5 protein-coding genes and 1 pseudogene are annotated in these 14,242 nt (G+C 61.6%); 2 read left to right on the top strand and 4 right to left on the bottom strand.

The genetic code is table 11. From position 1 onward, the window contains the following. From AC07XF_RS26735 to putP, 4 genes and pseudogenes are all read right to left on the bottom strand, one after another. A pseudogene (locus tag AC07XF_RS26735) lies at window positions 1–3,188 on the bottom strand (DUF6531 domain-containing protein); the annotation flags it as partial. Next, window positions 3,188–3,925, bottom strand: coding sequence for a DUF4123 domain-containing protein (locus AC07XF_RS26730; protein ID WP_495028895.1), 738 nt, complete (start codon window positions 3,923–3,925; stop codon window positions 3,188–3,190). The pseudogene AC07XF_RS26735 and the gene AC07XF_RS26730, both read right to left, overlap by 1 nt. After that, window positions 3,915–5,852, bottom strand: coding sequence for a type VI secretion system Vgr family protein (locus AC07XF_RS26725; RefSeq protein WP_495028894.1), 1,938 nt, complete (start codon window positions 5,850–5,852; stop codon window positions 3,915–3,917). The genes AC07XF_RS26730 and AC07XF_RS26725 overlap by 11 nt, the downstream gene beginning before the upstream one ends. Before the next feature lie 357 nt (window positions 5,853–6,209). Further along, window positions 6,210–7,694 carry a sodium/proline symporter PutP gene (gene putP, locus AC07XF_RS26720; protein ID WP_495028893.1) on the bottom strand — a complete coding sequence of 495 codons (1,485 nt, stop codon included), beginning with the start codon at window positions 7,692–7,694 and terminating at the stop codon, window positions 6,210–6,212. Window positions 7,695–8,155: 461 nt separating this feature from the next. Between putP and putA the strand changes: the two genes are divergently transcribed. Further along, window positions 8,156–12,106 carry a trifunctional transcriptional regulator/proline dehydrogenase/L-glutamate gamma-semialdehyde dehydrogenase gene (gene putA, locus AC07XF_RS26715; RefSeq protein ID WP_495028892.1) on the top strand — a complete coding sequence of 1,317 codons (3,951 nt, stop codon included), beginning with the start codon at window positions 8,156–8,158 and terminating at the stop codon, window positions 12,104–12,106. A 241-nt stretch (window positions 12,107–12,347) separates the two neighbouring features. Next, complete coding sequence (locus tag AC07XF_RS26710) at window positions 12,348–14,150, top strand: acyl-CoA dehydrogenase (protein WP_495028891.1); 1,803 nt, start codon at window positions 12,348–12,350, stop codon at window positions 14,148–14,150. Window positions 14,151–14,242: the final 92 nt, after the last annotated feature.

The raw sequence follows: 14,242 nt of genomic DNA, 5'->3' as shown, positions 1-14,242 counted from the left end.
GCACCCCCTTCGGCGTGGTGGTAATCCAGCACGCAGCCATCGGGCAGGCGCAGGCGCTTGAGCCGGCCGCCGCTGTCTTAGGCGTAACGCAGGGTGCCCCAGCCCTGGTGTTCGGTGATCAGCCGGTCCTGGCGGTCGTATTCGAACTCCAGCGGGTGGTCCTGGCCGTCGTCGACGCTGAGCAGGCGCCCGAGGGTGTCGTAGCGGTAGGCGACCTTGACCCCGTCCGGCAGGGTTTTGACCCGCAGGCGTCCCGCCGCATCGCGTTGGTACTGGGTGACCAGTGAAGAACCGTCGTCGCCGAATTCGGTTTTCTCCAGCAACTGGCCATTGCCGTCGTAGGCATACGCGGTGCGCCGACCGTCAAAGCCGGTTTCCTCGCGGATCAAGCCACCGGGGGTGTAGTCCAGCCGGTAGGTGGCGCCGACCTCGTTGTCGATCGCGGTGAGCCGCAGTTGCGCGTGGTCGTAGCGGTAATTCAGCGTGCTGCCGTCGGGGTTGATGCGGCGGCTGACCCGATGCAAATCGTCGGCGTATTCGTAACGGGTGACTCTCCCCAGTTCGTCGGTTTCGGCGGTGACCTGGCCGTAGGCGTTGTAGGCATAACTGCGGCGCGCACCGGTAGGGAAAATCGTCTGGATCAGGCGGCCAACAGCGTCCCACGCATACGCGGTAACGCCGCCGTGTTCGTCTTGAACGCTGATCCGCCGCCCCAGGGCGTCGTAGGCAAAGGCCCGCTGACCGCCATCCGGCAAGGTCTCTTCGAGCAGTTGCCCCAAGCCGTTCCAGACGAAATGATGGCCGCTCTGGTCCGGGTAGCGGACAGTCAGCAGCCGCCCCTGCGGGTCGTAGAAGTAGCGAGTGATCTGCCCGTCGGGGTCGGTGACGGCGCTGACGTCGCCCTGGGCGTTGCGCGCATAGGTCCAGGTCGCGTCACCGCGGGTGTGGGCATGGAGGAAACCGTGGCGGTATTCGTAGGCCGTCGGCGCCTCGTCCGGCGGCAGCCGCGCGATCAGCCGGCCGACCTCGTCATAACGGTATTCGGTGACGGCGCCGAGGGCGTCCTGCTCGGCGATCAGCCGCCCCTGGTCGTCGTAGGCCTGGTGCTGCTCGCCACCGTCCAGGCCGACCCGACGCACCAGCCGTGCACGCGCATCGTGCTGATACAGCTCGCGGCTGCCGTCACTGTTCTGCACGGTGACGCTGCCGTGGTCGTCCCAGACGTAACGCGCTTCCATCTGCGCAAACGAGGCCCAATGGCGGATACATCTGGCGGCCTTACCGGACCGTTCCCAGGCCCAGAAAAAACTCGCGCCGCCGGCCAGTTGCCGTTGCAGGATGACGTGCTGTTCGTCGTAGTCGTAGCGCTCTCTTTCCCCGGCGGCGTTGCTCGCTTCGATCAGCCGCTGGCGGGCGTCGTAGCGGTAAGTCACCAGGGTCTGCTCGGTACGCCAGGACCGCGCTTCGTTGTCGGCCCGTTGCTGCACCTGATAGTCGATGGCCATCAGGTGCTGGTGCTCGTAACGCAAGTACAACGAACGGCCGGCGCCGTTGTCCAGGCGTTCGACACGGTCCCGGTAATCGCGGCGCAGGCTCAGCCGATTGCCGTAGGCGTCGCTGATCGCCGTCAGCCGGCCGTCGCGGAAGTGGTAAAAGCGCGGGGTCTCGCCGGCCAGGGCGAGGATCAGTTCGTCCGGCACCTCGCCGAGGTAGATCGCCGACCGCGACAGGCTATTGTGGATAACCGGCCGCTCACGCGTCGGCCGCGGAAACGGCGTGCGACGGTTTTCGTGATCGACCCAGATCAGCTGCTCGCCGTCGAGCTCCAGGTGCTGCGACAGTGAATGGCTCCAGCCAAAGCCGAGGCCACTGTCGAGCTCGACGGCGCTGGTGCGGTACAGGCGGGTGAAGTCGAACGGCAGGATGCCGTCGAGCGTGCCGTCGGTCAGGGTCAGCAGCTCTTCGCCGGTGACCATCGACACCGGGCATTTATTCGTCGCGGTGCGCTCAACGGTGTCGGCGCTGTCGCCGTTGGGGTTTTTCGCCTGAACCGAAGCGTCGTCGTGGTGTTCGTTGGGCTTGAGCGTGGTGTTGCGCTTGGCCTGCCAGCGCAATTGCATCCGGCCTTTTTTCAGGCCTGCTGCGACACCGCGAGCAGCGACGGTTTTGTAGCGGTCGACATAACCGATGAACTGGCTGACGAGGCCAAAGATCGCTTTGACGAAGCCCAGCACGACACTCAGCAATTGCGCGCCATGCCGCGCCAGGCGCATCGACAGATAGGCCACGCCCGCCCCGGCAGCAGCGAACGTCAGGACCACGCCGATCAGCAGGTCGATCAGCAGCTCCACGACAAATCTCGACAGCGATTCGGCGGTGGCGCCGGCCATGACACTCGGCGGCAGCATCTCCAGCCACAGGCTGGTGGTGCGCAACAGCAGACACAGCACCGCCTCGTCACTGGCCAGCAGCTGCAGGCGGGCCATCGCTTCGGGTGTTTCTTGCGCCAGCTTGGCCAACTGACGGGCGCCATCACCCAACTGCTCAGCGAACCGGCGCGGGTCCTGCAATATCGCCGACAGTTCGCCGACGCGGTCCCACACCCCGACCAGCGCCGCCCAACTGCCGGCCAGCAAACCATTGCCGAGCGCCGCCGAGGACGACGACGGCCACCGCGGTTTGAAGCCTTGCCACTCCCCCCGCAACCAGGCCTCCAGCTGCCCGCTCAGCCCGTCGTAGGATTTGAACAGCTCACTCACCTGCGCCGGGGTGACTGCGCTCTGCACGTGCACCCAATAGGACTTGCCCGGTGTGCCCTTGAACTGCCCCTTGCCCTGCTCATCCAGCGTGACCCGCGTCCGTTCACCGCCCTCCCGCGCCACCACCTCAACCTGAATGTTGCCCAGCGGAATGTCGTACACCGACTCGAACTGGCTCTCGATCAGCAGAATCCCGTTGGCCGGGCACTGCGCCACCGTCGAGAAAAAATCATCGTCGCCCGTGCTGACAATCTTGCTGGTATCGCCGAGCTTGATCACCCGCTCCATGCCCATCAGCGACGGCAAGTCCAGGGCGTGGCTGACCTGGTCGGCGCGGCGGTTGAGGAAGCGGCCGAGCTGTTCGCGGTACAGGCTCAGGGTGTCGGGGAAGGCGTCGAGCTCCTGCTCGACGCGGGCGATCTGATCCATCAGCTCAACTCCGCCACCAGGTACTCCACCAACGCCGCTTTGGGCGCGTCAGGCAGGTCGGGGGTTTGCAGAAACGTCGAGACCTTGCTTCGCAAAACGCTCTCGGAAAACGCTTCGAACAAATCCGGGCGGTCCTCGCTCAGCCACTTCAGCAGGTTGCTGAGACGAGCTGCGGCAGACTCAACGGCGAGGGTTTTCAGCAGCGCTTCGGGGACTTCCCACCATGGAAAAGTCTTGGAGGTTTTCAATGCAGTGCCGCCAAGGTCCAGCGGCTGCCCATTGATCAGGCAGCGCCCGATGACCGGCATCAATTGCGCCGCGTTGACCTCGGCAGATTGCAGAATCGGCAGCAGAAAACGCCCATCCCAGAAGCGAAAAAACATCGTGTTTGCGTTGGGCAGCAGTACTTGCGTGAGGCTGCACACATGCTCGACAAGCACCTCTTGGCTGGCAGCAGAAACCGCCAGCCAACCCCAATCGCGGGACGCCGTGTCAGCGACCCAGTGCAAAAACTCACTGTCGGAAGCGACGATTCCGACATAGGGCATGACGGGCTCCCACTCGGCATACACGGTATCGGCCCAAATCGGCCGTGGAGCCTGAGTCGGGCTGGAACGCTGCCACGCCTTGAAGGGTTCAGCACTGCTGGTGTTGCTGAAAACGGCAAACAACTGTTCGCCCGGTTTGAGCGGCTGAAGTTCCAGCCAGGCGCAGGGCGAGATGACGTCAGGCGGCACAGACACCTTCCTTGCAACGTGCACATTCCTCGCAGAACGGCGCGTCGCTTTTCAGGCTCAGAACCTGCGCGAAACTGAGGGCTTCGAGTTTTCGTTGAACGGTCGTGGTGCCCATCGTCGGCATCGGCGCGCCGCCCACCTGAATCGGTACGCTGCTGAAAATTCCCGCCGGGCCGATGTTGATCCAGTGCCCGCCCGACTGAATCGAGGTATTGAGGCCACCGTCGATGACAATCTGCTGCCCCGCGCTGACATGGACTTGCTCGCTCGCGCCCAAGGCATGGTTGATGACGCGGACTTTCAGGTCGCCATGGACATGAAGGCTATCGCTGGATGCCTGTCCCTCGGCGCTGCCGATGATCACGCTGCGCTGGTTGCCGACCTGGACATGCATGTCCTGCAACACGTCCTGACTCCAGTCGCGCTGGGCGCGCAGGTAGATTTCCTCGGCGCCTTTGCGGTCCTCGATGCGTAACTCGTTGTAGCCACCGCCACCGGGGCTGCTTTGGCTGCGGAAAATGCTGCGGGTCTTGTCGGCGGGCAGGTTCAGGGGCGGCGAGGTAGAGGCATTGGGCGCACAGGCCATGACCAGCGGTTTATCGGCATCGCCATGCATGAAACCCACCAGCACTTCCATGCCGACACGCGGGATCAGCACGCTGCCATAACGGTCGTGGGCCCAACCCGTAGCAACCCGCAGCCAGCAACTGGAGTGCTCATTCAACTGACCGTCTCGATCCCATCGCAGCTGGACCTTGACCCGGCCGTACTCGTCGCAATGAATCTCGCTGTCCTTGGGGCCGGTGACCACGGCGCAGTGATAACCCGAGGCGTGAGGTTTCTCGATCAAGGGCGGGCGATAGAACACATCCCACGGCGTGGCCAGAAAGGTATTGCGATAGCCCTGGAAATTGCCCGCATCACTGGGGGCCGATTCCTCCAGCACCTGCGGCTGACGTCCGCGGTGCTCGATTTGCGTGATCAGCCACAAGTCATTCCAGGCCTCATGCGGGTGCTCGGCCAGACGCAGAAAATGCCCGCTGACCAAGCCCGAAACGTCGCTGCCGCCTTCGGCCTGGCAGCTATCGACGTTGTGTCGCTCCAATGCCCGCTGAGCCAGATGGCTGCCACTTTTACGGTCGGTGAATTGGCCGGGAAAGTGGTAGTCCTCCAGGACCGGTTGTTGCTTGTTGTCGACGCCACTTTCGAGTAGCAGGCGCGGCTTGTGAAAGTCGTAATCCCGGCGAGTAACCAGGGTGGTGCCAGCTTGCAGGTTCACATCGAAGCGTTTGATGACCGGCGTTTCGGTCGCCATACCGCTGCCCGGCAGATACAGCGACGACTCGGTCAGCCGGGGAAAAATCGTCTGGTCATCACCAAACATCAGCAGATGCCCGTCGGGGCTGTGCTGGAAGTGATAGTGGATACCGATCTCGGCACACAGCCGCTGGATAAAAGCCAGATCGCTTTCGGCGTATTGCACGCAGTACTCGCGCTCGGGGTATTGGCCGCTGAGCAGGAACTTGAAGTGGAGGTGTTCGAGAATGCCGTGGTCCTTGAGGACCTGGGCAATGATCTGCGGCACCGGCTTGTGCTGGAAAATTCGCTGGTTGATGCGCCGGCCAAGGTAGCTCAGCCGTGGCACCAGACTGATCTGATAGCGTGTCAGACGCCTGCCGGATTCTCCCAGGCCAACCCGAAAAATCTGACCGTGAATACCAGAACCTTGCCCATCGAAACGCAGAAACGCCTGACGATGCAGCAGACTTTCGAGCGGGATACTGGCTCGCTGGCTGACCAGTTCCAGTTCAAAACGGTAGGGTTGGCTGATGGCTTCCTGGCCCGTGAACTCAAGCACCTTGAAGTCATGGTCGGGGTCACCTTCAAGGCTCAGGGTGAATCGTGGCTGGTTAGCAGGGGCGAACATCCGATGTGTCTCTGCAGAACGATGGCGGGCGATTCTGCATGAGCGACAAGGGGGGCAGACCGGGGTGCAGGAAAATCAGAATTACCCTACTTTCCCTGAAGCATTTACCTTCAGAAAACGGTTTATCCGGCTACAGACAACCTCACAAAAAGCCCCCCCACACCCTGTAGGAGCGAGCTTGCTCGCGAAGGTGGATTGTCAGTCACCATCAACATTGACTGTGCCACCGCTTTCGCGAGCAAGCTCGCTCCTACAGGGTTATGTATTTTCAGAAGGCACAAAAAAACGGCCCGTCTCTTGTAGGAGACGGGCCGTTTTTTTTGTTCGGCGAAAGGTCAGAGCTTCAGCTCATCCCCATCACTTGTTCAAGCGGTAATCGGCCTCAGCGGCAGCAAAACGCTGGAACATACCGGCAGTCGGCGCGCCCATCTTGCTGACGATGTAGATCGCCAGGCTGGCGAAGATGAAACCAGGGATGATTTCGTACAGGCCCAGCAGCTCGAAGTGTTTCCAGACGATCACGGTGATCGCGCCGACCAGGATACCGGCCAGTGCGCCGTCGCGGGTCATGTCTTTCCAGATCACGGAGATCAGCACGACCGGACCGAATGCAGCACCGAAGCCAGCCCAGGCGTAGCTCACCAGACCCAGTACACGGTTTTCCGGGTTGGCCGCCAGAGCGATAGCAATCAAGGCCACCAACAACACCATGGCACGACCGACCCAGACCAGTTCCAGCTGCGAAGCCGATTTACGCAGGAAGGTTTTGTAAAAGTCTTCGGTCAGCGCACTCGAGCACACCAGCAACTGGCAGCTCAGGGTGCTCATCACCGCGGCCAGAATGGCCGACAGCAGTACACCGGCGATCCATGGGTTGAACAGGATTTTGGCCAGTTCGATGAACACACGTTCGTGGTTCTCGCTCACTGGCATGGCCACGGCCGGGTTGGCCGAAAAGTAAGCGATACCGAAGAAACCTACAGCGACGGTGCCGCCCAGGCACAGGATCATCCAGGTCATGGAGATGCGACGTGCATTGGCAATCGATTTGACCGAATCCGCCGCCATGAAGCGCGCCAGGATGTGCGGTTGACCGAAGTAGCCCAGGCCCCAGCCCATCAGCGAGATGATGCCGATGAAGGTTGTGCCCTTGAGCATGTCGAAGTTGCCTGGATCTTGCGCTTCGATCGCCAGGAAAGTGGTATCGACACCACCGGTGGCCAGCAGCACGATGATCGGCGTCAGGATCAGCGCGAAGATCATCAGGGTGGCTTGTACGGTATCGGTCCAGCTCACGGCCAGGAAACCGCCTACGAAGGTGTAGGCAATCGTCGCCGCGGCACCGGCCCACAGCGCAGTCTCGTAGGACATGCCGAAGGTGCTTTCGAACAGACGGGCGCCGGCCACGATGCCGGAAGCGCAATAGATGGTGAAGAACACCAGGATCACCACCGCAGAGATGATCCGCAGCAGGCCGCTCTTGTCTTCGAAACGGCTGGCGAAGTAGTCCGGCAGGGTCAGTGCATCACCGTTGTGCTCGGTCTGCACACGCAGACGGCCAGCGACGAACAGCCAGTTCAGGTAGGCACCAACGATCAGGCCGATGGCGATCCAGCTTTCGGAAAGACCGGACATGTAGATTGCGCCGGGCAAACCCATCAACAACCAGCCACTCATGTCGGAGGCACCGGCGGACAGTGCGGTCACGACGCTGCCCAGGCTACGGCCGCCCAGAATGTAGTCGGAAAGGTTGTTGGTGGAGCGATAGGCCATCAAGCCGATCAGCACCATTGCTGCGATGTAGATCACGAACGTGATCAGGGTTGGATTGCTTACGCTCATTAAGTGACGCCCTGGCTTTGTTTTTATGTAGCGGCGGCTGGTGAACCGCTGGCAAACGCATGCGTTTGACAAACGATCCGGGATCCCGCGCATTTATGACTGATGTTTCCCCAGGAAAGCCATCAGCCGGAGCACCCGGATTTTGCCCGGGTTGCACCTTGGGCGCGAATGCTATTCAACAAAGCAAATAAGGTGCAACCAGTTTCTTGAGAATAAGTTGCACCTAATCGGAAATAAACTTCAAACCGGTGTTTTTGCTCCTTTTCGGAGCAAGAACATGTGGTTACCCACTGGAAAAGCACCAAGCAAATGCGGCACCGCCGTACCAGAATTTATTTCCTGACGAGCTGCGTATTATTCCGACAAAAAAAGGGTTGCACCCGGTTGCACCTCAGCAGTCGCACGGCTAATCTTGCCGCCAGCTGATGCCACGCCGTCGTGGCAAACATGAGGATAAAAACATGGCTACCACCACCCTTGGGGTCAAACTTGACGACCCGACCCGCGAACGCCTCAAGGCCGCCGCAACCTCGATTGATCGCACGCCGCACTGGCTGATCAAGCAGGCAATCTTCAATTACCTGGAAAAACTCGAGGGTGGTGCAACCCTGACTGAGCTGAGTGGCTTGACCAAGGATTCCGACGACACCGTCGACGCGCCTCTGGATCACGCCCACCAGTGCTTCCTCGAATTCGCCGAAAGCATCCTGCCGCAATCGGTACTGCGTGCATCGATCACCGCCGCCTACCGTCGCCCTGAGCCGGAAGTCGTGCCGATGCTGATCGAGCAGGCGCGTCTGCCGGCTCCGATGGCCGAAGCCACCAACAAGCTCGCTGCCTCGATTGCTGAAAAACTGCGCAACCAGAAGAGCGCTGGCGGTCGTGCCGGTATCGTTCAGGGCCTGTTGCAGGAATTCTCCCTGTCGTCCCAGGAAGGCGTGGCGCTGATGTGCCTGGCCGAAGCGCTGCTGCGCATCCCGGACAAAGGCACCCGCGATGCGCTGATCCGCGACAAGATCAGCACCGGCAACTGGCAGCCGCACCTGGGCAACAGTCCGTCGTTGTTCGTCAACGCCGCCACCTGGGGTCTGCTGCTGACCGGCAAACTGGTCGCCACCCACAACGAAGCCGGCCTGACTTCATCGCTAAGCCGCATCATCGGCAAGAGCGGCGAGCCGATGATCCGCAAGGGCGTCGACATGGCCATGCGCCTGATGGGCGAGCAGTTCGTGACCGGCGAAACCATCGCCGAAGCCCTGGCCAATGCCAGCAAGTTCGAAGCCAAGGGCTTCCGTTATTCCTACGACATGCTGGGTGAAGCCGCACTCACCGAGCACGACGCGCAGAAGTACCTGGCCTCGTACGAACAAGCCATCCACTCGATCGGCAAAGCCTCCCACGGTCGCGGGATTTATGAAGGCCCGGGCATTTCCATCAAGCTGTCCGCCCTGCACCCGCGTTACAGCCGCGCGCAGTACGAGCGCGTGATGGATGAGCTGTACCCACGCCTGCTGTCGCTGACCCTGCTGGCCAAGCAATACGACATCGGCCTGAACATCGACGCCGAAGAAGCCGACCGCCTCGAGCTGTCGCTGGATCTGCTCGAACGCCTGTGCTTCGAGCCGCAACTGACCGGCTGGAACGGCATCGGTTTCGTGATCCAGGCTTACCAGAAGCGTTGCCCGTATGTGATCGACTACGTGATCGACCTGGCCCGTCGCAGCCGTCATCGCCTGATGATCCGCCTGGTGAAAGGCGCGTACTGGGACAGCGAAATCAAGCGCGCCCAGGTCGAAGGCCTGGAAGGCTACCCGGTCTACACCCGCAAGGTGTACACCGACGTGTCCTACATCGCTTGCGCCCGCAAACTGCTGTCGGTGCCGGAAGTCATCTACCCACAGTTCGCCACGCACAACGCCCACACCCTGTCGGCCATTTATCACATTGCCGGTCAGAACTATTACCCGGGTCAGTACGAGTTCCAGTGCCTGCATGGCATGGGTGAACCGCTGTACGAACAGGTTGTAGGCAAGGTTTCCGAAGGCAAGCTGAACCGTCCGTGCCGCGTGTACGCTCCGGTTGGCACCCACGAAACCCTGCTGGCTTACCTGGTACGTCGCCTGCTGGAAAACGGCGCGAACACCTCGTTCGTCAACCGCATTGCCGACCAGTCGATTTCGATTCAGGAACTGGTGGCCGATCCGGTGGCGAGCATCGAGCAGATGGCGACCGTGGAAGGTGGTTTCGGCCTGCCGCACCCGCGCATTCCTCTGCCGCGTGATCTGTACGGTTCCGAACGCGCCAACTCCAGCGGCATCGACATGGCCAACGAACATCGTTTGGCATCGCTGTCCTGCGCGCTTCTCGCGACCGCGCACAACCACTGGAAAGCTGCGCCGATGCTCGGTTGCGCGTCCAGCAACGAAGCCCCGGCGCAGGTTTTGAACCCGTCCGACCTGCGTGACGTGGTCGGCCACGTGCAAGAAGCCACCGTCGACGACGTCGACAACGCGATCCAGTGCGCCCTCAACGCCGCACCGATCTGGCAGGCCACGCCGCCCGCCGAGCGCGCCGCAATCCTGGAACGTGCCGCCGATCTGATGGAAGCCGAGATCCAGCCACTGATGGGCCTGCTGGCTCGCGAAGCCGGCAAGACCTTCGCCAACGCCATCGCCGAAGTGCGTGAAGCCGTGGACTTCCTGCGTTACTACGCGGTGCAGGCACGCAACGATTTCACCAACGACGCTCACCGTCCGCTGGGTCCAGTCGTGTGCATCAGCCCGTGGAACTTCCCGCTGGCGATCTTCAGTGGCCAGGTGGCTGCTGCCCTGGCGGCCGGTAACCCGGTATTGGCCAAGCCGGCGGAGCAAACGCCGCTGGTTGCCGCTCAAGCCGTGCGCCTGCTGCTCGAAGCCGGCATTCCGCAAGGCGTGCTGCAACTGCTGCCGGGTCGCGGTGAAACCGTCGGTGCCGGCCTGGTGGGTGATGAGCGCGTTAAAGGCGTGATGTTCACCGGCTCCACTGAAGTCGCGCGCTTGCTGCAACGCAACATCGCCGGCCGTCTGGACAGCCAGGGTCGTCCGATTCCACTGATCGCCGAAACCGGCGGCCAGAACGCGATGATCGTCGACTCTTCGGCCCTGACCGAACAAGTGGTGATCGACGTGGTTTCCTCGGCGTTCGACAGTGCCGGCCAGCGTTGCTCGGCCCTGCGCGTCCTGTGCTTGCAGGAAGATTCCGCCGACCGCGTCATCGAAATGCTCAAGGGCGCGATGGCTGAAAGCCGTCTCGGCAACCCTGAGCGCCTGTCCGTGGACATCGGCCCGGTGATCGACGCCGAAGCCAAGGCCGGCATCGAGAAACACATCCAGGCCATGCGCGACAAGGGTCGCAGCGTGTACCAGGTGGCCATCGCCGACGCCGAAGAAGTCAAACGCGGTACCTTCGTGATGCCGACGCTGATCGAACTGGAAAGCTTCGACGAGTTGCAGCGAGAGATCTTCGGCCCGGTGCTGCACGTGGTTCGCTACAAGCGCAAAGACATCGATCAACTGATCGGTCAGATCAACGCTTCCGGCTATGGCCTGACGCTGGGCGTACACACCCGCATCGACGAAACCATCGCCAAAGTGATCGACAACGTCAACGCCGGTAACGTCTACGTGAACCGCAACATCGTCGGTGCCGTGGTCGGCGTGCAGCCGTTCGGCGGCGAAGGCCTGTCGGGTACCGGCCCGAAAGCCGGTGGCCCGCTGTACCTGTACCGTCTGCTGTCGACGCGCCCTGCGGATGCGATCGAACAATCCTTCGCTCGCGGTGATGCCGCCGCGGCACCGGACGTTCGTCTGCGCGACGCCATGAGCAAGCCGCTGACCGCACTGAAAGCCTGGGCCGACAGCAACAAGTTCGCCGACCTGAGCACGCTGTGTGTGCAGTTCGCCGCACAATCGCAAAGCGGGATCACCCGCGTTCTGGCCGGCCCGACCGGCGAGCGCAACAGCTACGCGATCCTGCCACGGGAACACGTGCTGTGCCTGGCGGAAGTCGAAGGCGACCTGCTGACTCAACTGGCGGCGGTATTGGCTGTCGGCGGCTCTGCAGTCTGGCCGGAAACTGACTTGACCAAGGCATTGTTCGCACGTCTGCCGAAGGATATTCAGGCACGCATCAAGCTGGTTTCCGACTGGAACAAGGACGAAGTGGTATTTGATGCGGTTCTGCATCACGGCCATTCCGACCAGTTGCGTGCGCTGTGCCAGCAGGTGGCCAAGCGTGCCGGTGCGATTGTTGGGGTTCAGGGCCTGTCGCAGGGCGAAACCAACATTGCGCTGGAACGCCTGGTGATCGAACGTGCACTGAGCGTCAACACCGCTGCGGCGGGTGGTAACGCCAGCTTGATGACCATCGGCTAAATAGCGATGCAGTCACTGTAAAAAATGGGCGCCCTCATCGGCGCCCATTTTTTTTGCCATGCCCTGTAGGAGCCGGCTTGCTGGCGAATGCAGCACCGCGGCATGCCTGACACACCGCTTTCGCTGGCAAGCCAGCTCCTACAGGTTGGTGTTTGGCGGCTCTATCACCCTCATCAATCATCCTGTTCAGCCTTTATTCCCACACTTAGACTCGGCCCATCCCAATAAAAGGTAGGCCGCCATGTCCGAGACGTTGCTCAGTTCCCGTAATCTGGCTTTCGAGCTGTACGAAGTCCTCGATGCCGAGGGCCTGACCCAGCGCGAGCGTTTCGCCGAGCACAATCGCGAAACCTTCGATGCGGCCATCGGTACCGCCCGCAGCATCGCCGAGAAGTTCTTCGCCCCGCACAACCGCAAGGGCGACGAGAACGAGCCGCGCTATGAAAACGGTCAGGCGATTCTGATTCCGGAAGTGAAACCAGCGGTGGATGCGTTCCTCGAGGCTGGTTTCCTCAATGCCGCGCGCAGTTTCGACGCCGGCGGCATGCAGCTTCCTACCTTGCTGTCACAGGCCTGTTTTTCGCATTTCCAGTCGGCCAACGCCGCGTCGACGTCTTATCCGTTCCTGACCATGGGCGCGGCTAACCTGATCGAAAGCTTCGGTACAGACGAACAAAAACGTCGCTTCCTGCAACCGATGATCGATGGCCGATTCTTTGGCACCATGGCCCTGACGGAACCCCACGCGGGCTCCTCGCTGTCGGATATTCGTACCCGCGCCGAACCTGCGTCCGACGGTACTTATCGCCTCAAGGGCAACAAGATCTTCATCTCCGGCGGCGATCACCCGCTGTCGGAGAACATCGTGCACATGGTGCTGGCCAAGTTGCCGGACGCACCGGCCGGGGTGAAGGGCATTTCGCTGTTTATCGTGCCCAAGATCCTGGTCAACGACGATGGCAGCCTCGGCAAGCGCAACGACGTGTTGCTGGCCGGACTGTTCCACAAGATGGGCTGGCGCGGCACCACCTCTACCGCGCTGAATTTCGGCGATAACGGTGAGTGTGTCGGCTACCTGGTGGGTAAGCCGCACCACGGCTTGAGCTACATGTTCCAGATGATGAATGAAGCGCGGATCGGTGTCGGCATGGGCGCGGTGATGCTCGGTTACGCCGGATACCTGTACTCGCTGGAATATGCCCGCGAACGTCCGCAGGGCCGCGTGCCGGACAGCAAGGACCCGAACACCGCACCGGTGGCGATCATCCAGCACGCTGACGTCAAACGCATGCTGCTGACGCAGAAGGCCTACGTCGAAGGCTCATTCGATCTCGGCCTGTACGCGGCACGACTGTTTGACGACACCACCACCCTTGAGACCGAAGTCGGGCGCAAGCAGGCCCATGAACTGCTGGACTTGCTGACGCCGATCGTCAAATCCTGGCCGTCGGAGTTTTGCCTGAAGGCCAACGAACTGGCGATCCAGATCCTCGGCGGCCACGGCTACACCCGCGAATACCCGGTGGAACAGTACTACCGCGACAACCGCCTGAACCCGATCCACGAAGGCACCCACGGCATTCAATCGCTGGACCTTTTGGGCCGCAAACTGGCGCAGAACGGTGGCGCCGGGCTCAAGCAATTGATCCGTTTGATCGCCGACACCGCCGAGCGTGCGCAGGCATTTGAGTCGCTGACCGCGCTGCGCGAACCGCTGGAAAAACTGGTAGCGCGCCTGCAAACCGTGACCATCGGCCTGCTGACAGACCTGGCCCAGGGCAAGGTCAACAGCAGCCTGGCGAACTCGGCGCTGTACCTGAAGGTGTTCGGTCACACTGTCATTGGCTGGCGCTGGCTGGAACAGGCGATCCGCGCCGAGGAAGGCCTGACCAAGGGTAATGCAGCGGATGTGAGCTTCTATAAAGGCAAGTTGCAGGCGGCGCGGTACTTCCTGACGTGGGAAGTGCCGGGGTGTCACCATGAACTGGCGATTCTTGAGGCTCGGGATGATGTTTGCCTGGGCATGCAGGATGAGTGGTTCTGATCCCGGACTTGTGTAGCCTTTGAAATCCAATCGCTGGCAAGCCAGCTCCTACAGGTTTGGCGTTGAGCACAACATCGGTGAACAACAAAAAT

It is taken from the genome of Pseudomonas sp. GW821-FHT01C01, assembly GCF_059422645.1.
Note: the sequence above shows the minus strand (reverse complement) of the source record. Positions and strands in the feature narration are given on the sequence as shown.

Coding starts and splice junctions, on each gene's coding strand:
- AC07XF_RS26725 (WP_495028894.1), bottom strand. CDS start 5,852: ATGTTCGCCCCTGCTAACCAGCCACGATTCACCCTGAGCCTTGAAGGT.
- putP (WP_495028893.1), bottom strand. CDS start 7,694: ATGAGCGTAAGCAATCCAACCCTGATCACGTTCGTGATCTACATCGCA.
- putA (WP_495028892.1), top strand. CDS start 8,156: ATGGCTACCACCACCCTTGGGGTCAAACTTGACGACCCGACCCGCGAA.
- AC07XF_RS26710 (WP_495028891.1), top strand. CDS start 12,348: ATGTCCGAGACGTTGCTCAGTTCCCGTAATCTGGCTTTCGAGCTGTAC.